General features: G+C 59.4%; 21 protein-coding genes. 8 read left to right on the forward strand and 13 right to left on the reverse strand.

What is annotated here, in order from left to right:
• Nucleotides 1-60 precede the first annotated feature (60 nt).
• Both SBC1_RS10460 and SBC1_RS10465 read right to left on the reverse strand, forming a co-directional pair.
• Entirely contained in the window at nucleotides 61-837 is a 777-nt protein-coding gene (locus tag SBC1_RS10460) for an aspartate/glutamate racemase family protein (protein ID WP_165091869.1), read from the reverse strand.
• A complete protein-coding gene (locus tag SBC1_RS10465; RefSeq protein ID WP_165987602.1) occupies nucleotides 834-2,078 on the reverse strand; it encodes a D-amino acid dehydrogenase in 1,245 nt (414 codons plus the stop codon). Before SBC1_RS10465 ends, SBC1_RS10460 begins: the two co-directional genes overlap by 4 nt.
• Before the next feature lie 375 nt (nucleotides 2,079-2,453).
• On the opposite strand from SBC1_RS10465, the gene SBC1_RS10470 reads away from it, so the two are divergent.
• The 4 genes from SBC1_RS10470 to SBC1_RS10485 are packed head-to-tail and all read left to right on the forward strand — an operon-like array spanning nucleotide 2,454 to nucleotide 7,111.
• On the forward strand, nucleotides 2,454-3,653 hold the full coding sequence (locus SBC1_RS10470; RefSeq protein WP_165091873.1) for a branched-chain amino acid ABC transporter substrate-binding protein: 1,200 nt from the start codon (nucleotides 2,454-2,456) through the stop codon (nucleotides 3,651-3,653).
• Between the two features lie 27 nt (nucleotides 3,654-3,680).
• Nucleotides 3,681-4,580 (forward strand): branched-chain amino acid ABC transporter permease, encoded by a 900-nt coding sequence (locus SBC1_RS10475; protein WP_165091874.1) that lies wholly within the window; start codon nucleotides 3,681-3,683, stop codon nucleotides 4,578-4,580.
• Nucleotides 4,581-4,583: 3 nt separating this feature from the next.
• The gene (locus SBC1_RS10480; RefSeq protein WP_165091875.1) at nucleotides 4,584-6,392 is read left to right on the forward strand and encodes an ATP-binding cassette domain-containing protein; all 1,809 of its coding nucleotides are present in this window, start codon (nucleotides 4,584-4,586) and stop codon (nucleotides 6,390-6,392) included.
• Complete coding sequence (locus SBC1_RS10485; protein ID WP_165091876.1) at nucleotides 6,380-7,111, forward strand: ABC transporter ATP-binding protein; 732 nt, start codon at nucleotides 6,380-6,382, stop codon at nucleotides 7,109-7,111. The genes SBC1_RS10480 and SBC1_RS10485 overlap by 13 nt, the downstream gene beginning before the upstream one ends.
• A gap of 43 nt (nucleotides 7,112-7,154) precedes the next feature.
• On the opposite strand, the gene glnA is transcribed toward SBC1_RS10485, so the two are convergent.
• From glnA to SBC1_RS10500, 3 genes are all read right to left on the reverse strand, one after another.
• Nucleotides 7,155-8,660 (reverse strand): type I glutamate--ammonia ligase, encoded by a 1,506-nt coding sequence (glnA, locus tag SBC1_RS10490; RefSeq protein WP_165091877.1) that lies wholly within the window; start codon nucleotides 8,658-8,660, stop codon nucleotides 7,155-7,157.
• Between the two features lie 81 nt (nucleotides 8,661-8,741).
• Nucleotides 8,742-8,945: a hypothetical protein gene (locus SBC1_RS10495; protein ID WP_165091878.1), complete on the reverse strand. Its 204-nt coding sequence runs from the start codon at nucleotides 8,943-8,945 to the stop codon at nucleotides 8,742-8,744.
• Between the two features lie 46 nt (nucleotides 8,946-8,991).
• The gene (locus tag SBC1_RS10500; protein WP_165091879.1) at nucleotides 8,992-9,285 is read right to left on the reverse strand and encodes a GYD domain-containing protein; all 294 of its coding nucleotides are present in this window, start codon (nucleotides 9,283-9,285) and stop codon (nucleotides 8,992-8,994) included.
• Between the two features lie 267 nt (nucleotides 9,286-9,552).
• Between SBC1_RS10500 and SBC1_RS10505 the strand changes: the two genes are divergently transcribed.
• The 3 genes from SBC1_RS10505 (at nucleotide 9,553) to SBC1_RS10515 (ending at nucleotide 11,723) form a co-directional block, all read left to right on the forward strand.
• Complete coding sequence (locus tag SBC1_RS10505; RefSeq protein ID WP_165091880.1) at nucleotides 9,553-9,894, forward strand: hypothetical protein; 342 nt, start codon at nucleotides 9,553-9,555, stop codon at nucleotides 9,892-9,894.
• Between the two features lie 489 nt (nucleotides 9,895-10,383).
• Complete coding sequence (locus tag SBC1_RS10510) at nucleotides 10,384-10,893, forward strand: DUF1269 domain-containing protein (protein WP_165091883.1); 510 nt, start codon at nucleotides 10,384-10,386, stop codon at nucleotides 10,891-10,893.
• 446 nt (nucleotides 10,894-11,339) lie between these two features.
• A complete protein-coding gene (locus tag SBC1_RS10515; RefSeq protein WP_165091885.1) occupies nucleotides 11,340-11,723 on the forward strand; it encodes a hypothetical protein in 384 nt (127 codons plus the stop codon).
• A gap of 133 nt (nucleotides 11,724-11,856) precedes the next feature.
• On the opposite strand, the gene SBC1_RS10520 is transcribed toward SBC1_RS10515, so the two are convergent.
• The 5 genes from SBC1_RS10520 to SBC1_RS10540 all read right to left on the reverse strand — a co-directional run bounded on the left by SBC1_RS10520 (nucleotide 11,857) and on the right by SBC1_RS10540 (nucleotide 16,386).
• Nucleotides 11,857-12,183: an NIPSNAP family protein gene (locus tag SBC1_RS10520; RefSeq protein WP_165091888.1), complete on the reverse strand. Its 327-nt coding sequence runs from the start codon at nucleotides 12,181-12,183 to the stop codon at nucleotides 11,857-11,859.
• Between the two features lie 132 nt (nucleotides 12,184-12,315).
• Complete coding sequence (locus SBC1_RS10525) at nucleotides 12,316-13,815, reverse strand: MFS transporter (protein ID WP_165987604.1); 1,500 nt, start codon at nucleotides 13,813-13,815, stop codon at nucleotides 12,316-12,318.
• 286 nt (nucleotides 13,816-14,101) lie between these two features.
• Complete coding sequence (locus SBC1_RS10530) at nucleotides 14,102-15,202, reverse strand: IS5 family transposase (RefSeq protein WP_165102028.1); 1,101 nt, start codon at nucleotides 15,200-15,202, stop codon at nucleotides 14,102-14,104.
• 92 nt (nucleotides 15,203-15,294) lie between these two features.
• Nucleotides 15,295-15,768 carry a VOC family protein gene (locus SBC1_RS10535; RefSeq protein WP_165091893.1) on the reverse strand — a complete coding sequence of 158 codons (474 nt, stop codon included), beginning with the start codon at nucleotides 15,766-15,768 and terminating at the stop codon, nucleotides 15,295-15,297.
• 147 nt (nucleotides 15,769-15,915) lie between these two features.
• Entirely contained in the window at nucleotides 15,916-16,386 is a 471-nt protein-coding gene (locus SBC1_RS10540; RefSeq protein ID WP_165091896.1) for a VOC family protein, read from the reverse strand.
• A 516-nt stretch (nucleotides 16,387-16,902) separates the two neighbouring features.
• On the opposite strand from SBC1_RS10540, the gene SBC1_RS10545 reads away from it, so the two are divergent.
• Entirely contained in the window at nucleotides 16,903-17,229 is a 327-nt protein-coding gene (locus tag SBC1_RS10545; RefSeq protein ID WP_241201925.1) for a hypothetical protein, read from the forward strand.
• A gap of 143 nt (nucleotides 17,230-17,372) precedes the next feature.
• On the opposite strand, the gene SBC1_RS10550 is transcribed toward SBC1_RS10545, so the two are convergent.
• From SBC1_RS10550 to pheT, 3 genes are all read right to left on the reverse strand, one after another.
• On the reverse strand, nucleotides 17,373-17,759 hold the full coding sequence (locus tag SBC1_RS10550; RefSeq protein ID WP_165091899.1) for a MerR family transcriptional regulator: 387 nt from the start codon (nucleotides 17,757-17,759) through the stop codon (nucleotides 17,373-17,375).
• 87 nt (nucleotides 17,760-17,846) lie between these two features.
• Nucleotides 17,847-18,257 carry an integration host factor subunit alpha gene (locus SBC1_RS10555; RefSeq protein ID WP_031359001.1) on the reverse strand — a complete coding sequence of 137 codons (411 nt, stop codon included), beginning with the start codon at nucleotides 18,255-18,257 and terminating at the stop codon, nucleotides 17,847-17,849.
• A 47-nt stretch (nucleotides 18,258-18,304) separates the two neighbouring features.
• Nucleotides 18,305-20,740 (reverse strand): phenylalanine--tRNA ligase subunit beta, encoded by a 2,436-nt coding sequence (gene pheT / locus SBC1_RS10560; protein WP_165091901.1) that lies wholly within the window; start codon nucleotides 20,738-20,740, stop codon nucleotides 18,305-18,307.
• Between the last annotated feature and the right edge of the window lies 1 nt (nucleotide 20,741).

The following is a 20,741-nucleotide window of genomic DNA, read 5'->3' on the forward strand; positions in this document are numbered from 1 at the left end:
AGTACGCGCAGGGAGTGCGCTCCGCTTTCCGAAAGCAAACGTTGCCAGTAACTCAACGTGTCACAGCGCGAACAACCTCCCAAGATGAGGCTCGGGGTCTTCCACGCCTGCGAGCCGCAACGCGTGCCAGGCCATCGCGAAGTTGCTGGATATCACCGGCTTGCCGATCTTCGCCTCAAGTTCCGGAATCAGCTCGGCGATCCGCAAGCTCGTGCATGACACAAAAACAGCGTCCACGTCAGGGTTCTGTGCAAGGCGCTCGACGGCAGCTCGCAAGGAGGCCGCGTCTATCCGCGCCACCTCGTTGTCGTTCATATGTTCGAACGACGCTATGCGCGTAATGCGGACGCCACGGCGCTCGATGTAGGCCTTCATATAGTCGTTGATATCGCGTACATAGGGCGTCAACAGCCCGGCGCGCTCAACACCCAGTGCACTTAGCGCGGCAAACGCGGCCGTAATCGGCGTGGTGCACGCGACGCCCGGACGCGCTTCGTGGATGCGGGCGAACACGTTGTCCTCGCCGATCACCATCGATGCCGACGTGCAGCCAAACGCCACCACATCGATCCGCTCTTCGGGACGAATCAGTGCCACCGCCGACGCGATACGCCCCTCCATTTCCGCCAGCCGTTCTGGCGTGATGTCGGGTGAGTTGAGCACACGGCTTTCGTAGAACGCCACGCCGTCCTGCGTCAGCAGGTGGCGCCACTCGTGTTCGATCGTATGGTCGGTAGCGAGCACCACGAGGCCAATGGCGGCACGCCGGCAAATACCGTCGTCCAGAGCGAAATCAAGCTTTGTGTAGAGGGTGTCCTGCAGGGGTATCGTGCTCATTTCAGTGTCATCCCTGTCATGTCGAGTTCGGGCTGGCGGCCGGTCATGATGTCGACCAGCAGTTTTGCGGTGCCACACGACATCGTCCATCCCATGTGTCCGTGGCCCGTGTTCAGATACAGGTTCCTGTGATGGGTGCGGCCGATCAACGGCGTCCCCTCGGGTGTCATGGGGCGCAGACCCGCCCAGTACGACGGGCTCTCATAGTCGGCGCCATTCGGGAACAATTCACGTGCGGCCTGCAGCATCTGCCTGAAGTCAGCGGGCGTGTGGCGAGTGTCGTAACCGGCGAACTCGGCAGTCGCGGTAAAGCGCAGCCGCTGGCCAAAACGCGCCCATGCCACAAGATTGTTCTCGTCGACACCGCCCAGCGTCGGAGGACTATGGTTCGGCCCAATAGGGAATGTGGCCGAATAACCCTTGACCGGGTAAACCGGTAGCCGATAGCCCAATGGCCGCGCCAGAATGGGCGACCAGGAGCCGAGCGCGAGAACGAACTCGTCGCCTTGCACGAGTCCCGCCGGAGTACGCACTGCCATGACCCGGTCGCCGGTCGCCTCGATAGCGCTAATGGCCGTATCGAATTCGAAACGAACGCCCAGGCGCTCGCACGCCGACTTCAGAGCGCATGTGAACAAACGCGCATCGCCGCTTTCATCGGTTGGGCAATAAATCGCGCCGGCGATCTTGTCACGCGCTGGCCCAAGCGCCGGCTCCCGCGCGACCACCTGTGTCGCATCGAGCGTTTCGAGCTGCAACCCGTTGTCCGCGAGGATCGACATATTTTGCGTGCCTCGCGCAAAAGCAGCTTCGTCTCGATAGAGATACAACAAGCCGCGGCTGATCCGATCGTATTCCAGGCGTTCGGCCACAGTGAGCTGCTGCAATTGACTCTGTGCATAGCGGCAAAGCCTGACCTTGCGTGTGGTGTTCTGACGCGAGCGCTCCGCCGTGCAGTTTTGCAGGAACTGGAAGCACCAGATCCACATGCGAGGGTCCGCGTTAAGCTTGAGTCGCAGCGCCTGCCCCTCGACGAAGAGCGACTTCAGCAGGATTTTCGGCGCACGCGGAGACGCCCACGTATACGAATGCCCCGGCGCGACCAGACCGGCGTTGGCGAAGCTGGTTTCAAACGCTACGCCGGGCTGGCGGTCGATCACCGTCACCTCGCGCCCCTCCTTCGCGAGGTAATAGGCAGCCGTGACGCCCGCGATCCCGCCCCCCAGCACAACGCTTTTCATGCGTGACTCCTCTGTCGGCCGGAGTTAGTGCTTTAGCACTTACTCCGGCCCCATGCAAAGCGGTCGGCCAGAGTTAGCGCTTTAGCGCTTACTCTGGTCCCATGCAAAACCGCTTGTCTTTCAAAAATACGATGTTGTCGACACTTTTGCATGGTGGTTTTATACGCAGATACCCTATACGGCCCAAACGTGCGGTGAGACCTATCATGAAAGGAGTGCTTTCATGATTGCGCGGCGATGAGCGCCGTATTCAGCCGATTGAGCCGGCGGGTCCTGACGTGCATACGAACGTAAGTTTTCAGTTGTTTTCTGACGCCACCGGCAAACCCGTGTGGCGGATCGATCCGATCCCTTTCACAATAAGGAGTCACTAACATGATTGCTCAGAACAATGACACGTCCGGCGCTGATCGCGTCTTTCGGAAAACGACATTGGCGGCAGTCGCCGCGCTGGCCATACTCGCTGGCATGGCCCCAGGTTTGGTGCAAGGCCAGGGCGAGACCATTAAGATCGGGGTGCCCGTACCGCTGTCGGGCAGCAGTGCCAACGCCGGAACGGACATCGTCAATGGCGCCAAGCTTGCGGCCGCCAAGATCAATGCGGCTGGCGGCGTTCTCGGCAAACAGATCGAAATAGTGCCGGAGGACGACGCCTGCGACGCGCAAACAGCGGTGCAAGCAGCACAAAAACTGGTCGATGCGGGGGTCGTCGCAGTGGCCGGCGGATATTGCTCCAGCGCGGCGCTACCGGAACTGACGACATTTCATCGCGCCGGGATTCCCTACGTACTGGATGCGTCGACCAATCCCAAGCTGACCGAGATGGGCTACGACAACGTGTTCCGCACAATCGGCCGCGACGACGAGCAGGGCCCGTTTGCAGCCAGCTTCATAAAGAACTCTCTGCATGCTAAGCGCGCAGCCGTGATCAACGACAACACGACCTATTCCAAGGGCCTGGCCGACAACACCGTCGAAGCCCTGAAAAAGGACGGCGTCGATGTCGTCTACGATGACGCGATCACGCCCGGTCAGATGGACTACTCCCCAACGCTGACCCATGTCGCCGCATTGAAACCGGACGTGATCTACTACACCGGCTATTTCTCCGAAGCGGGTCTGCTGGTGAAGGAGGCGCGGCAAGTGGGCCTGAAGATGACCTTCATGGGCGGCGACGCCACCAATGACCCCACGCTGATGAAAACAGCCGGCCCCGCCGCCAACGACATGATCATTACGACGGCACCGCTGGCGCAGTTCCTGAGCGCCGCGCATGGTTACGTCGACGACTATACGAAAGCTTACGGGCAAGGCCCGGGCCCGTATTCAGTCTACGAATACGATGCCGTCGGGGTCACGGCGAAAGCGATCGCGGACGCAAAATCGGCGACGCCCGCAGCGATCACGACTGCCCTGCACAAGATCTCGAACTACGCGGGCGCGACCGGGACGATCGGCTTCAATCCGAAGGGTGACCGCAGCGTGGCGGTGTACATCACCATCATTGTTCGCGACGGTAATTTCGCGCCCTACCAGAGACAGGATGCAAGCGGACACTGGATGGCGATGAAGTAGTCGCGCGCTGACCACCGCGCTTAAGCCATGAGCACCTTCCTCCAGTTCGTCATCGAAGGGCTGACGATCGGCTCGTTCTATGCCCTCGTCGCCCTCGGCTACACGATGGTCTACGGGATTATCCGGCTGATCAACTTCGCTCACGGCGACTTGTTCATGGTCGGTGCGTTCATTGGCTGGACCGGTTTGACAGCGCTTGCCGCAGCGCATGTGCCGCTCGCTTTGGCCCTGCTCATTACCCTTGTGGCTTCGATGGCGGTCACAGGGGCACTTGGCCTCGCGATCGAGCGGGTTGCGTACCAGCCGCTGCTGCGTGCCCCGCGGTTGTCAATTCTGATCACGGCACTCGGCGTCTCCCTGGCGCTGGAAAACGGTGTGCTGCTGCTCTACGGCGCCGGCTTCAACACTTACCCTCACGTGCTCAGCCACACAGGATTCGATGTTGACGGCGTGCAGATCACCTTCGCGCAGATCGGCATTATCGTGGCCAGCTTCACGCTGATGCTCGCGTTGTATTTCTTCGTACACCGAACGTTCATTGGCACCGCAATGCGCGCGCTGGCGATCGATCAGGACGCGGCACGTCTGATGGGCATCGATGTCGAGCGGCTGATCCAGCTGACCTTCTTCCTGGGCTCTGCGCTGGCTGCCGTGGCAGGCGTCATGGAAGGGCTCTACTACACACAGATCAATTTCTTCATGGGTTTCGTGCTTGGCCTGCGCGCCTTCACCGCAGCGGTTCTCGGGGGCATCGGCAATATTCCGGGCGCCATGGCCGGCGGCATCCTGATCGGCCTGCTCGAGGCCTTCGGCGCCGGCTATGTCTCGTCACGATGGACCGATGTATTCGTGTTCGGCGTGCTGATCGGCGTGCTCGTGATCAAACCGACCGGACTATTCGGCGAACGCGTTGTCGAGAGAATGTAACCCATGAGCACCCTGCAGGCGTCATCACGTTGGTCTCGCCCTGCCGGCGTCGCTCTTCTTGTCGCCGCCGTGGCGCTGCCGGCTGTCGCCAGCAACTATATCGTCGATGTGGGCCTGACCATCGCCACTTATTCAATCCTCGGTCTCGGGCTGAACATCGTGGTGGGTTATGCAGGGCTGCTGGATCTGGGCTATGCGGCCTTCTTCGCCATCGGCGCCTACACAACGGCGCTGCTGGAAACGCTTTTGCACTTCTCGTTCTGGGAAACGCTGCCGTTCAGCCTGGCGTTTGCCGGTGCTTCGGGTATCGTCATCGGCTACCCTACCCTGCGCCTGCGAAGCGACTATCTGGCGATCGTGACGCTTGGGTTCGGTGAGATCACGCGCATTGTTGCCACGAACCTCAGAATTACGGGCGGCCCGAACGGCATCTACGGCATCGAGAGCCCAAGCCTGTTCGGTTACGAGATCAGCTCGCCGCGCGCGGTCTACGAACTGGGCATCGCGTTCCTCGTGCTGGTGCTCGTGTTCGCGATCCGGCTTGGCCAGTCGCGCCTCGGTCGCGCGTGGACCAGCATCCGTGAGGACGAGGACGCGGCCGAGGCCGTAGGCGTGCCAACGCTACGCGTCAAACTGCTCGCCTACGTCATGGGCGCATTGATCGGCGGTTTAGGGGGTAGCCTGTTCGCCGCGCGCTTCGGGACCATCGACCCGACCGGCTTCACCTATCTGCAGTCCGTCACCATCCTGATCGTTGTCGTGCTCGGCGGACGGGGCAGCATTCCCGGCGTGATCCTGGGTGCCGTCATTGTTGCCGGGCTGCCCGAGATGCTGCGTTTCCTCAATCTCTGGCGCATCTTCGCTTTTGCGATCGGGCTCGTGATCCTGATGCTGCTCCGGCCGCAAGGGCTATGGCCGGCGCCGCTGCGCCGCGTGGCGCCCCCGCGCAAGGATGCCGGCGGCGCGGCAACGCCGTTGCCCCGGGAGACTGTCACCGATGAAATCCTGCTTGATGTGAGCAACATGCAACGCCGTTTCGGCGGTGTGCTGGCAGTCGGCGGTGTCAGTTTCACCGTGCGGAGTGGTGAAATTGTCAGCCTGATCGGCCCGAATGGTGCCGGCAAGACAACGGTGTTCAACTGTCTCACCGGTGTGATCCGCACAACCGGCGGTCAGGTTCTCTGGCGGGGCGCCTCACTGGTCGGTGGAGCACCGCATCGCATTGTCCATCGCGGCATTGCGCGCACCTTTCAGGGCATCCGCCTGTTTGCCAACATGACGGCCCTCGAGAACGTGCTGATCGGCATGGATCATCGGCTTCGGACGTGGCTCTGGGCCGAGCTGGTCGCGTGGCCCTCCGCGCGTGCCGAGGCAGCGGATCACGCGACGGAAGGCATGGGCTGGCTCGGCTTCGTCGGCCTCACCGCTCGGGCGGGCGAACGTGCGGCCGACCTGCCCTATGGCGATCAACGCCGGCTGGAGATTGCCCGAGCGCTGGCCAGCAACCCGCGCCTGCTTCTGCTCGACGAACCGGCGGCAGGAATGAACCCGACCGAGAAGCACGCGCTGATGGAGTTGATCCGGCGTATCCGGGATCTCGGCGTAACGGTGCTGCTGATCGAACACGACATGATGCTGGTGATGGGCGTGTCCGATCGAATTATCGTCATGGACCATGGCGTCATCATTGCCGAGGGTCTGCCGTCGGAGATCCAGGCTAACCCGCGTGTGATCGACGCCTATCTCGGTACGGCCGGGAAAGACGAGGCCGCCGACGATGCTGCCGGGGAGGCATCGCTGTGGGACTCCTAGAAATCCGCGATCTGCATGTGAGCTATGGGAACGTAGAGGTTCTGCATGGCATATCTCTCGACGTGGGGGAAGGTGAAATCGTTGCATTGCTCGGCAGCAACGGGGCGGGAAAGACCACCACGCTACGGGCCGTGTCCGGCCTGATTCGCCCACGGGCGGGAGAGATCGTGATGGCCGGGCACCCGCTGAAGGCACTGCGTGCTCATCAGATCGTGGCGCTGGGTCTCGGTCACGTGCCGGAAGGCCGCCGCATGTTCGGCGCGCTGACGGTCGAGGAAAATCTGCAGCTCGGCGGCTATCTGATCCGGCGCGACGCTGCCGTGATGGCGCAGCGGATGGACACGGTCTATCAGACTTTTCCGCGGCTTGGCGAGCGGCGCAGCCAGTTGGCGGGGACTCTCAGCGGTGGTGAGCAGCAGATGCTCGCGATTGCACGCGCCCTGATGCTGCGGCCTCGCATAGTCGTACTGGATGAACCGTCCATGGGACTGGCGCCGAAACTGGTTCGCGTGATTTTCAGCATGATTGCCGACATCGGCAAAGAAGGCACATCGATCCTCCTCGTCGAACAGAACGCTCGTCAGGCGCTGCGCATCGCTCATCGGGCCTACGTGCTGGAAAGCGGCCGTATTGCACTGGAAGGGCCAGCCCGGGATCTGGCGCAAGACAGCCGGGTCCGCGCCGCGTATCTTGGCGGCAGCGCAGCAACGACAGAGTGACCCGTGAACGGCAACGAGTGCACACGAAGAGATCACCCCGCTTTTAAGTATCGAAATACAGGTAAAACTCCCACGGGTGCGGGCGCAGTTTGAGCGTGTCGATCTCGCGTGTGCGCTTGTATTCAATCCACGTCTGGATGACATCGTCGGTGAATACATCGCCCTTGCGCAAAAACGCTTGATCCATTTCGAGCGCCGTGAGCGCGGCGTCAAGGGAGCCCGGCACCTGCCGTATATTTTTGGCTTCTTCCGGCGACAGATCGTAGATATTCCGGTCAAGCGGATCGCCAGGATCAGTTTTGTTTTCGATACCATCAAGGCCCGCCATCAGCATTGCCGCGAAAGCGAGATACGCATTGGCCGACGGGTCCGGACAACGAAACTCGACGCGCCGCGCGTTCGGCGAATCTGAATACATCGGGATCCGCGCCGCAGCCGAACGATTGCGCTGCGACATCGCCAGATTGACGGGCGCTTCATACCCCGGCACCAGACGCTTGTATGAATTCGTCGTTGGCGCGCAAAAAGCCATCAACGCGGGCGCGTGCTGCAGCAATCCGCCGATGTACCAGCGGCACATTTCGGAAGTCAGCGCCCACCCGCTGGCATCGTAAAAGAGGTTCTGTCCGTCCTTCCACAGGCTCTGGTGACAATGCATCCCGCTCGCGTTGTCGGCAAACAGCGGCTTCGGCATGAAGGTCGCAACCTTGCCGTGCCGGCGGGCGACGTTTTTGCAGATGTATTTGTAGATCATCACGTTGTCGGCCATGCGCGTGAGTGTGTTGAAACGCATGTCGATCTCGTTTTGACCGGCGGTAGCCACCTCGTGGTGATGCACTTCAATCTGAACGCCCGCCTGCTGCAGCGTCAGCGCGATCTCCGAGCGAATATCCTGCAGCGTGTCGTTCGGCGGCACCGGGAAATAGCCCTCCTTGTAGCGCTGTTTGTAGCCGAGATTACCGCCGCCGTAAGCGCCTTCGTCACGACCGGTGTTCCAGTCTCCCTCGGCCGATTCGACGTAGTAGTAGCCGCAGTGCTGGTCCTGGCCGAAGCGGATCGAGTCAAAGATGAAGAACTCCAGCTCGGGCCCGAAATAACAGGTCGTCGCAATCCCTGTCTGACGAAGATAATCCTCCGCCTTTCTTGCGACATAGCGCGGATCGCGCGAATACGGTTGGTGCAGCACCGGATCGATCACGTCGCAAATCATGGACAGTGTCGGCGTGCCGCCAACCGGATCGACAAAGGCGGTCGCCGGGTCCGGTCTCAGCAGCATGTCGGACTCGTGGATCTCCTGGAAACCGCGGATCGACGAGCCGTCAAACCCGATTCCGGCGCTGAACAGGTCTGCGTGAACCTCAGGGAGCGTGATTGAAAAGTGCTGCCAGAGTCCGGGCAAATCGGTGAACTTGAGATCGACAATCTGGATAGTGTGTTTCTGCAGCAGGTCGATCACCTCGCCTGGCGTTCCTGGTCGAGTGACGGCATAGCTGCCCGGTTCGACGGACACAGCGAATGGAGACCCGGAAACTCCTGGCGGTGCGGACATGGACGCTCCCCTCTTTCGGCCCTGCGCCTATAGACCAACCTTAGTATGTCCGTGCGCAAATACAAGCTTGCACGGGCGCGGCTAGCGGTCTTCCTCCAACGCTTTCAGATGAGCGTCGCCGGCGTCTTTGGCTGCGGCGCGCGTGGCGTATGTCTCGTCCGATACGAGCGAGCGTTTGACGTTTTGTGCACCAAAGTCGACCAGCGTGATGACCCAGACATACTCTCCCGCCTGCTCGGCCGTTTGCACAAAAGCGCGCACGTCACCCTTGTCGTCTGCTTTCATCGTGACCTCCATAGGAAAAGAAATGTTTGTGCGTCCGGTGCCCGCTTTATGGCAGTTTGCCGCTGATCGAGCCAGCTTCGTCCTTCGTGAAAGCACGCAGCGTCTGCATACGGACGTTGCCTGCGGAGCCGATCGCAAGGCCCAATGCGGCGAGGCTGTGATCGTCCGGTGCTTCGACGATCGAGACAATGTCGTACTGGCCCAATGTCCAGTAGATCTCTTTCATTTCGCAGCCAAAGGCCTTTGCCATTTCCGCTACTTGGGCCGCCCGTTGCGGGCTATTTTTGATGGTGCGGATTCCTTGATCCGTAAATTGTGAAAGAACCACGTAAGTTGCCATGACAATTCCCCCTACAATTCAAACGTGTCGGAATACATCCGCGCCAGCAATGTCGCGAACGCCACTGTATGTGCGTGATCGGCACCGTTTGCGCGTAACTTGATTCTAGGCAATGGAATCGGGCACAACGGACCGTTTTCCTCAAGGATTGCGCGGCAAAGCCTTTGCCCGCTGCAATCCCGGCTCCTCAAAAACGGAGCCAACGACAAGGCAGCCTTGCGTCGTGATAGATCGCATGTACACTTTATGATGCAGGGAGGCCAAACCATGGGGAACAGATACGAACGCTCGCGCATGTCGCGCTCGTTCACGTACAAAGGTGTCCAGTACCATCCAGGAATACTCGTGGTTCTCGCCACGCAAGTGCTCTGTCTGAGCGCGTTTGCGTTTTCGCCGGCTAGTCTCAATCACAATCAGTGGCTGTCCGCGGCAATCGCGTTCAGCCTGCTCTTCGGGCTGATTCTGTCGCTCGGATTTTTCGGAACGTGGAATCAGTTCAGAGACGAGGTCAGCCTGTGGACATTCCTCAACACGAACCCGGTCGAATCTGCCGTTGCGATAGCCACCGCAGGTGAGGCGCTTGCGATTTGGTTGATACCGCTAGGCTAAGAGACTTGAGCGGCACTCGGCGCGCACTGCGTTCACGAGGCGCACGCTCGGGGAGGCGCTTTGACGCAAGGCGCCATTGTGCCCTTCACACGAATTGAACAGCGTGCGCTGCCCGATAGATCGGCTTTCATATACATAGTTATCCAAATCAATATACATAATTACTCTTTGACCGGGACATGGCAATTACCTGCCATCCGACTCCAGAATTCTCGTCGGAATGGAAGCATTCAATGACAGGTCGATTGCCAATAGCGCACCCAGTACCGCAAGCAGCAACACGCACGTTTTGTCCACGCCGAAACTGCTCGAATGCGCTGCGAGCACGAGCGCGACAGGCCCTACGGATCATTGCGGACCAGGAATTCGAGTGCGAATACGACTATATTGAATGATGAGACTCTGTCGAATCTGGCTGCCAGAACAGCGGGTACCGTCGTAGCCTGAGGGGCAGACTGGGTCGCGGGTATTCCCGATAGGAGGCCCGAAATGCGGCGCATCTATTTCTTGTTGCCCAATGTGCAAAGCGCGAAGGGAATCATCGACGAACTGTTGCTGAAACGGATCGAGTGGCGACATGTCCACGTGCTCGCGCGTCCGGGCATCCCGCTTGAGGACTTGCCGCCGGCGACGCTCACGCAGCGCAGCGACCTGCTTCCCGCGCTCGCCCGGGGCACCGCGGCGGGCGGCGTCACGGGCATGCTGGCGGGCCTTGTCGCCATGGCCTTTCCTCCGGACGGACTCACGATCGCCGGTGGCGTCGTCGTCTTGCTGACGATGGCGAGCGCAGGATTCGGCGCATGGACAGCAACAATGATCGGTGTCGATGTGCCGAACACTCGGCTGAAGCGCTTCGAAGACGCGGTCGCGAAAGGCGAATTGCTGATGATGGTTGACGTTGCGAAGGATCGCGTCGAAGAAATCGAGCAATTGATCAAGAGTCACCATCCGGAAGCGGACATTGAGGGGACGGATCCGACCATACCGGCGTTTCCGTAAGCCTTCGCGTGGCCGGTATAGGTGCTCCAAGAGATCAGGCAGATCACTTGGGTTGGCGTCTGTCGCGTGGCCGGCGCCCCAGGCTCTTTAGCGTACTTACAGACTTCTGACCTGATACCTGCACCGCATCAAGTCTTGACGCCCACACGCCAATCGTTTGCTCGCCCACAACAAACCGATTGCACTTTGCGACGAAGACGGCAGCGGAAAATTATCAACGCGCAATGCAAAATTTGCTGCACCGCACGCATCCAATCCCGCTCCCGCTGCGTATGCATCTGTGGGTGACCGCATCGCTATAAGAAGCGGCATTCATAACGTGTTCAGTCGGACCGGGCATTAAACAAAGGGTCTGGAGACGCTGCTTCCAACAAATATAAAAATTAACCAGACAGCCGCGGATTATTTTAACCGCTGCCTGCTCTGCTGAAATCGGGGTCACACGCATGAGAACCAAGCAACAAGATCGGGCACGCAACATCAACACCACATTCGGCATCAAATGTTGGCCGGTTCAGGCAATGACGGTATCAAGAAGCGCTTCGCATATTGCGAGCACGTTGTCCGCATCACAGCGCAACAACGCACTTGCCGAAGCACTTGCTGAAGTCACAAAGGATTACGGCGATAAAGCCATCGACGCGTTTCTGGACGCATTGAAAGGCTGGTTCAATCAGCGCGACTATCGGGTAGCTGCCGAACTGGTCGACTACTTTCAAACGCACGGATGCTTGCCGGAGATTGAGCAGCCCGCATCGCCGCGACGCCGGATCTCGCGGGGTACATCGAAGGCGAATGGTGGGGGCACGGGTTCGGTTCACGCCGCCTGACATCGCCGCATCGGGCGCCAAGCGCATCGCACGCCTCGCAGAGCCACTCGCTAAACCGCCCGGTTATCGAACTGATAACCGGGCGGTTCGCTACATCATGGCGAGATCTAATGCTTAAAGCTGCATCAACCCATCAACGCAGAGCGGAATAAGCTGTCGGCGACAGAAACTGATTTTCAATGCGCTCGACGATAGGCTGCTTCGCCTCGGTTTCGGCACGCTTCGCGATCCACTCGGCGTCGGCCTGAAACGCGTTCCATTTGGTTTCGCGTTCAGCCAGGCTTTCCCATTTCAGCAGATAGGTCAGTGTGTGGTTGCTCGGACCGGCCAGCGTGGTCCAGAACCCGATTGGTTCGATCCCGTATTTCTCGAAAAACCCGAGCGTAATGTTCTCGAACCGGTCGTTCAATGCGGGCAGACGACCCGACGCGCAGTGATAAATACGCATTTCAACGATCATTTCTTCCTCATGGACATGGAATAAAGCAGCGATCAAACCTGCTGCGGTTGGAATTTGCCATGAGGGAATCGTACCGGCGTTTGACGCAGCCCGCACGCAGTCAAGCAAACATCGCCTGGCGGCTCACGGGCATCAGGCTTGTTTAACGGGGACGCCAGCCGTATCGAAATCCTCGGCATCAACGTCATAACCCGACGGTTCCCAACGAATTGCCAGCAGCGCGACTAACCCGGCGAGCGGCGCAACCGCGATGATCCAGAAGACCTTGGTGCCAAGCGCCGCCGAAAGCACGGGGAACAAGAACAGCGAAACGGTCGAGCTCGAGCGCATCAGCGTCTGATTGAAACCCACGCCCACACCGCGCAACGACGTCGGATAGCTGAGCGATGCAAACGTCATGCTGTGGGAACCCGGACCGAAGCCTTGCCCCAGCAAGAAAACCGCGAGAAACCCGATCGCGAGCGCGACCTGCGCGCCACCCGTGGGACGCCCGACAACCGCCAGCCCGATCAACGCTGCCAATTGGAACGCGTAACCCAGCACGGTCAGCTTCCACGCACCGACTTTTGGCACCGTTCGCACAGCAATCAAGCCGCCCACGAACGCAAAACACAGGTTCAACGCGAGCGAGGCGAGAATAGTGGTGAGCATCGATTGCGCGAGGAAGCTGGAAATAATGACCGGCAGCCCGAACGCCACCGCGTTGTACGCAAACGATGAAGCCACCGCGATGACGGTCGCAAGCACCGTGCGCCGCAGATACACACCGCGCAGCAGCGCGCCGTAATTACTCCATGCCGCTTTGTGCACGGGCCTTTTGGCGCTTTGCAGCGCGGCCGGGTCGACCTCGACATCGAGACCATACGAGCGCTTCAAAATCTGCGCCGCACCGCGCAAGTCACCCTGGTTCGCGGCCCAAACGGGCGACTCGCTGATATAACGGCTGCGAATCGCGATGATCACGAGCGCCGGCAGTGCGCCGAAACCGAGCGTTAACCGCCAGAGCCAGCCGGAATGGCTCGCGGGCAGTACGGCGTATAACGCGAGCACGAGCAAATAGGACACGCTGATGGCGGCATACCATGTCGGACACCACATCGCGATGCGCGCCGCCTTGTTGCCGCGCCCGTTCAGCCGCGAAAACTCCGCGAGGAAAGCCATCGCGACCGGCAAGTCGATGCCCACGCCCAATCCCATGACAAAACGCGCTCCCCCGAGCACCCAGGCATTGGGCGCGAGGCCACACGCAACGGCGGCGACCACGAAGAAGAACATGTCGGCCATGAAAACGCGATACCGGCCAATCTTGTCGGTCAGATACCCGCCCAGGAACGCGCCGATGATCGCGCCAAACGTAATTGCAGAAGCGACAAAACCGGTTGCAGCCGGCGTGAGCGAAAACTCTCGGGCAATGTCCTTCACGCCGAAAGCGAGCGCGCCGAGATCGTAGGCGTCGAGGAACACACCGCCAAGCGCGATGGCAATGACGATACGTGCGTCGCTGCCGACTGCGGCGCCACGATTGACGAGCTGCGAGACATCGGCCGCGCTGCGGATGACGGGGCGCGCGGTGGCGCCGGCTGACGCGGATGCAGACGCGACGGCGGGCTCGGGCGCAAAGGAAATCGACATGGGATGGGGTGCAATGGCGGAAGCTGCAGAACGCGCGATCCTACCGGCGACCGCATGTCATCCCAAATTCATTTTCGTTATTTGTTGAATGACGGCTGACAGAACGCTCATGGCGCCCCGTTTGGCGCTCCTCCATCGCCTAACAGGCTGCGGAAATAGAGGCCGACTTTACTGAGCCGTGAGCTTAATCAGAATTTTCAGCGAGGAATTTCTCATAGTTTGAAATGCGGACCGGTTAATTTCGGTTTTCGGACCTGTTTATGACGCTCTCTTGGGCATTTTTGGCTCACAGCGGCTGCAACGGCCGGATCTCTCCCAAGGTGCGCATGCGCACGAGGTTGTACGCGGCCATGGTCAGCACAAACATCTGATCGACCTTCTTCAAGCCGCGCACCATCACTTGACGCATACCGCCGATGCTCTTAGCCCAGCCGAAACCTTGTTCGATGAGCTTGCGCTTTTGCTGGGAAACCGCATAGCCCGCACTCTGGGCGATTGACTCGGGCACCGCCGACTGGCGGCCTGAGTTGTTTTGCGCCACGTGAGGCGTGACTTTCATGGTCTTGCAGGCCTCGATGAACTCTGCCGCGTCATAGCCTTTGTCCGCCCCCAGCGTGATCTCGCGCGTCGGATCGCCAAGCGCCTGGCGGGCATCGTTGATCATCACTTTGGCCGCTTCGCGCTCGGCATAGCCATCGGCCAGCGTCACCACGGCGCTGGCGATCAGCCCATGGCGGTTATCGCTTAACGTGTGGCCCATGTAGCGTAGCTCGCTTGCCGTTTTGCCCTTACGATACAGCCGCGAATCGGGGTCGCTCTTCGATTCATGCGTCTCATTGCTGCGCGTCTCACCCTTGAAGCTCCCACCGTCTTCGGGGTCCTGATCATCATCGCGGCGCACAAAGCTTTTATGGCCGGCCCATGCTTGAATTAACGTGCCATCGACGCTGAAGTGCTCACCGCAAAGCCAGCACTTCTTCTCGGCAATGCCCACAACCTCGTTGAAGAACTCGATGACCGCGTCATGCTTGATCAGGCGCTCGCGGTTCTTGGTGAAGACAGTGGGCACCCAAACGGCATCGTCCATCGACAGCCCGATGAACCAACGAAACAGCAGGTTATATTGAACCTGCTCCATCAACTGGCGCTCCGAGCGAACGCTATAGAGCACTTGTAATAGCATCGCGCGCAGCAACTTCTCCGGGGCAATGCTGGGCCGCCCACCTTTGATATCAGCCTCGTACATGCCGGCAAACAAGCGATCCATCCTGGCCAATGCTGCGTTGGCCATCTTGCGAATCGAGCGCAGCGGATGATCGGCTGGAACAAAGTCCTCCAGCTTACGCAACGTGAACAAATTCTCGGTAAAGGTATCCGCGCCGCGCATCGCTTCTCACAGTTGTGGGGTCTTCACTAACAACGTTTGAACTGACCTTTTGGGTGACTCCGGGGTGAGGTATTTCCGCAGCCTGCTAACTGTCACTCGCCCCGATAAGCCCGCTCCAGCCCCGCGATATCGAGCTTGATCATGCCCAGCATCGCCCGCATGACACGCGATGATTTCTCCGCGTCCGAGTCCTGAAGCATTCTGCCCAGCGCGACGGGCACGATCTGCCACGACACGCCGAACTTGTCTTTTATCCAGCCGCACTGCTGCGGTTCGCCGCCTTCGCCGAGCCGGGCCCACAATTTATCGACTTCTTCCTGAGTCTCGCAGTCGACAAAAAGCGAGATCGCCGGCGTAAAGGTGAACACCGGCCCGCCATTCAGCGCTTTGAACTCCCGGCCTTCCAGTTCAAATGTAATGCCCATGACCCCGCCCTTCGGCCCTGGCCCTGCATCTCCGAAACGCATCACCGACAGGATTCGTGAATTATTGAAGATGCTCGTGTAGAACTGAGCGGCTTCCTCCGCGTTGTTGTTAAACCATAGAAAGGGAGAAATCTTCTGCATGGAAGCTCCTGATGTTTGCCGGTCAAGCAAACGAGCCAGTGTAAAAAATGGCGGCCGGTATAACACCGCGGACTAACGCGTCAGACGCGTCAATTCGCGGCGCCCTGCTGCCTACGGAACCGAACTCGCCAACAATTACGTCGATAATTACGTCGGCATTGCCTTGGGCATGCCTTCCCGGATCTCTTCTTCGGTCAGATCGCGGGTATGAGTCGCGAGCGACCAGGAGTGACCGAACGGATCTTCAATCACGCCATAGCGGTCGCCCCAGAACATATCGGCGACGGGCATGATGACCTTCGCCCCCGCGGCGACGGCCTGCGCGAAGGAGGCGTCAACGTCTTTCACGTACAAGTGCAGCGTGACCGGCGAGCCCTTCAGCGTTAGCGGTCCGCTACGGCCACAATTCGGGAATTCCTCACCCAGCATCAGCGTAGAGTCGCCGATGCCCAGCATGGCGTGCATCACCGTGCCGTCAGGCCCCGGCAAACGTGTTCGCTCGACTGCGTTGAATGCTTTTTTATAGAACTCGATGGCGTCGGATGCGCCCTTGCAAACCAGGTGAGGCGTGATCGTATGCATCCCTTCCGGGGTCGGTTTGACAGCTGAAGTCGACATTACTTTGCTCCTGGATGTGACGGGTTGACCAACAAACTAGAGAGACGGCACCGAACAGGCGCCCTCTGCCGACACGACGTGCGATCAGCCCGGAAATCGACACATGGGGCGGACTTTTTTTCGCTCAAACCAGCTTTCGTTGCCGAGGTAGACGGTTGTTCGCGTGCGGCAGGCATGAGCATGGGTGCGACAACGCTTATCGAACGAACCGGTTCGCTCGTCCATTGTCCTGCGGCAAGCCGGCTGTTTGTTTGACAGCGCGTAGCAAACAGCCGTTTTAAAAACCTGCGTCCGCGCGGTTGATTTGCGCTCGCGCTCCGTGCTCTTGAAACTGCATTGCAACCCGGCTGACGCGCGCCGTTACTCAATCCGAGCCTAGCCGTTCACCTTCGACAACACCAGCACCGCATCCACAATACCCGCCAAGCGCGAATCGGAGCAATCAGGCGATTTGTGTCGTTCCCGGTTATGTCCCTGTTTTGTGCACTTCTGCCCCTGTTTTGCTTGTGTACACTCATGTTCCGGCGACTTCCGGCGCTCAGATTTTTTCGCCAGATTCACCCTAAAGTTTTTCCACCCGCTGCCGAAAGCCCATCTATGGACCACGAAATCAACCCGCCAGCCGACTCAAACGATCCGACCTTCCTGAGGGCGCGAGCGTTGAGTCTGAGCGTCGGCGCAATCCGGAAGGCGCAGGGGAAAAAATGCCCCGGCGATTTTCCGGTTGGCACGATTGAATGGCATGCGGTGGTTGAGGAGTTTGCGAACGACGTACTGAAGGCGATGCTTTCAGAACCGGATTTGCCGATCCTGGAATTCAAACGCGGCAACACCGGAAAATAACGGCTTCGGGCAAAGCTTAAAGCCCGAAAAACCGGGCGCAAGCTCCCGCTCCGATCAAAAATGAAAAAAGGCGTCGCGATTAATCCGCGACGCCTTTTTTCTTGTGTTTCCGCTTGATTCCGGCGAGTGATTCCAGCAAGTCGTCATCCGCCCAGTAAATCGATCACTTGCAGAATGTCCTTGCGCAATTGATCGACATCGACCGACACATTCACTTGAGGAACTGCACCGCTTTCCTGCGCGTCCTCGATATCAACCGAACCGTTCGGACGCCCATGTGAATCGAGGCGGTTGCGCGCGCCATTGATCGTAAAACCCTGCTCATAAAGCAATTCACGAATGCGGCGGATCAACAGCACTTCGTGATGCTGATAATAGCGGCGATTACCACGCCGCTTGACCGGCCTCAGTTGCGTGAACTCCTGTTCCCAGTAGCGCAGCACGTGCGGCTTGACGCCGCATAGCTCGCTGACCTCACCGATGGTGAAGTAGCGCTTGGCCGGAATCGGAGGCAGGACGACTTTTTCCATCGTCAATCAACCATCGTGGTGAATGTCGCGAATGGGGTAAATGTCGCTAATAAGCGTTCGGGCAGCACAAGGCAAATGCCCGTCACTTCAGCGGCCGAAACTGTTTTCAGCACCGGCTTCGACCAGCGCTTTCAACTTCTGACTCGCATGGAACGTGACAACACGACGCGCCGCGATAGGAATGGCTTCCCCCGTTTTTGGATTACGTCCGGGACGCTGCGGTTTGTCGCGTAGCTGAAAGTTGCCAAAGCCGGATAGCTTGACACTGTCGCCGCTTTCAAGCGCGTCGCGAATGACCTCGAAAAATGCTTCCACCATGTCTTTGGCTTCGCGCTTATTCAACCCGACATGGTCGAATAGCATTTCGGCCAATTCGGCTTTTGTCAGCGTAGGCGTTTCTGCCGTTGCCGCACCGTTCGAAGTGGGAACATCTCGGATCATGGCGCTGCGTTGCGCCGAAAGAAGGGCTTCGAAATCACTCGAGTTCATTTGGTTCATATCGAAAAAATGGCGTAACGATGAAGACGGAGGGGGCCAACTGCAGGCTATCCGCGCAATCGCGCGCCATGTACTCGAGCCAAGCGTTCCACCAATGTTTTGATGGCCGTTTCGACCGTTTCGTCCTGAAGCGTCCCGCCAGTATCTTGCAACGTTACACGGAAGGCAAGGCTTTTCTCATGCGCGTCCAACCCACCGGAAGTGCTTGATTTTGGACGGAATTCGTCGAATAAAGCAACCCTGGTGACGTGCTTGCAGGCGGGCTCGGAACGGGCACTTTCCAGCTCATCGATGAGCGCCTGCACGTCCACTTTCTGGTCCACGACAATCGCAATATCGCGGCGAACCGGCGGGAATTTCGACACGTCGGACGGCACCGGCAATGCGCGTTGCATCAATGCGTCGGATTCGATTTCGAACAAAACCGGCGCATGCGGCAAATCGTATTTCTGCATCCAGCGCGGGTGCAGATCGCCGATCCAGCCCACCGCGCGGCCGTCGATTTCAATCCGTGCGCTGCGTCCCGGATGCAGCGCCGGATGTTCCGCTTTCACGAAACGCGGCATGACAGGCGAGAACAGCGCTTCCACATCGCCTTTTACATCGAAGAAATCGACGATGCGTGACGGCTTCGTGCCCCACTGCTCTTCGAAGGCCGGACCATAAGCCAGGCCGCCGATCATTTTCGGCTGATCGAAACCTTCAATAGCCAGTTCACCCGCTTTGATTGCCGGATCATGCAGGAACACACGGCCCGCTTCGAACACACGAATCCGGTCAGCGCGCCGGTTCAGGTTGTGGCGCAGCACGCTGATCAGGCTGCCGAACAACGTGGTGCGCATGACCGAAAGCTGGCTGGCGATCGGATTCAGCAATTTCACGGGATTCGTGTTGCCGGCGAAATCCGCTTCCCACTCGGCGTCGACGAAACTGAAGTTCACCGTCTCCGCGTAATCCCGCGCGGCCACGGCGTGGCGCAGCACGTGAATAGAACGCTTCGTCTCGTTGGTCGGACGCATTTCGCTGGTCGCGACCGGCGGACGCGCGGGGATCCTCTCGAAGCCGTAAATGCGCGCGACTTCCTCGATCAGATCCTCTTCAATCTCAATATCGAAACGATACGCCGGCGGCGTGACCGCGAACGTGTCGCCGTCGTGCGTGAACGTCAAGCCAAGTCGCGTGAAAATCTGCGCGATTTCCTCAGCGCCAATAGCCACGCCAATGATCCGGTTCGCCCGCGATACGCGCATATTCACCGGCTCGCGCGTTGGCACGTTGAGCGTCTGGTCGTCTACAGGACCGGCATTACCGCCGCAAATATCGAGGATTAGCTTAGAAATGCGCTCGATATGCTCGACAGTTGTCGAATAGTCCACCCCGCGCTCGAAGCGATGCGCCGCGTCGGTGGAAAAATTGTACTTGCGCGCGCGGCCACGAATGCTGTCCGGCCACCAGAACGCGGCTTCCAGGTAGATATTGGTCGTGTCGAGCGACACGGCGGTGCTGTCGCCACCCATGATCCCCGCGAGACTTTCCACGTGGCGATCATCGGCGATTACACCGACGGTTTCATCGAGTTCGACCGTGTTGCCGTTCAGCAGCTTGAGCGTCTCGCCCAGCTTTCCCCAGCGCACTTCAATACCGCCGTGGATCTTGTCGAGATCGAACACGTGCGTCGGGCGGCCGAGCTCAAGCATCACGTAATTCGAGATATCGACGAGTGCGGAAATGCTGCGCTGTCCCGAACGTTCAAGACGCTCGACCATCCAGTGCGGCGTTTTGGCATGCGCGTTCACGCCACGAATCACTCGGCCCGAAAAGCGTCCGCATAGGTCCGGCGCCAACACTTTGACCGGCAAGATTTCATCGATAGTGACAGCGACCGGCGGCATCTCGAGCGCATGCAACGGCGCACCCGTGATGGCGGCGGTTTCCCGCGCGACGCCGAATACCGACAAACAATCGGCCTTGTTCGGCGTGAGCTTGATCTCGAAAACGGTGTCGTCGAGGTTGAGCGTCTGGCGAATGTCCTGTCCAATCGGGGTATCGGCGGGCAGGATCAGCAAGCCGCTGTGATCTTCCGACAGCTTCAGTTCGCGTGCCGAGCACAGCATGCCCTGGCTTTCCACGCCGCGCAGCTTGGACAGCTTGATCGCGAACGGCGCACCACCCGCTTCGGCCGGCGGCAATTCAGCGCCGACCAGTGCGACCGGCACCTTGATCCCCGGCGACACGTTTGGCGCACCGCACACAATGTTCAGCGTCTCGCCGGTGCCGGCGTCGACCTGACACACATTGAGCTTGTCGGCGTTAGGATGCTTCGCCACCTCCAGCACCTGCCCGACAACGATCTTCGTGGTCGGCGGCGCGACTGGCGCGAGGCCTTCCACTTCAAGACCCGCCATGGTCAGCGCGTGCGAGAGTTCATCGGTCGAGAGCTTGGGATCGACGAAAGTTCTAAGCCAGGATTCCGGGAATTGCATG

Source organism: Caballeronia sp. SBC1, from assembly GCF_011493005.1.
In the GTDB taxonomy this organism is placed as follows: domain Bacteria; phylum Pseudomonadota; class Gammaproteobacteria; order Burkholderiales; family Burkholderiaceae; genus Caballeronia.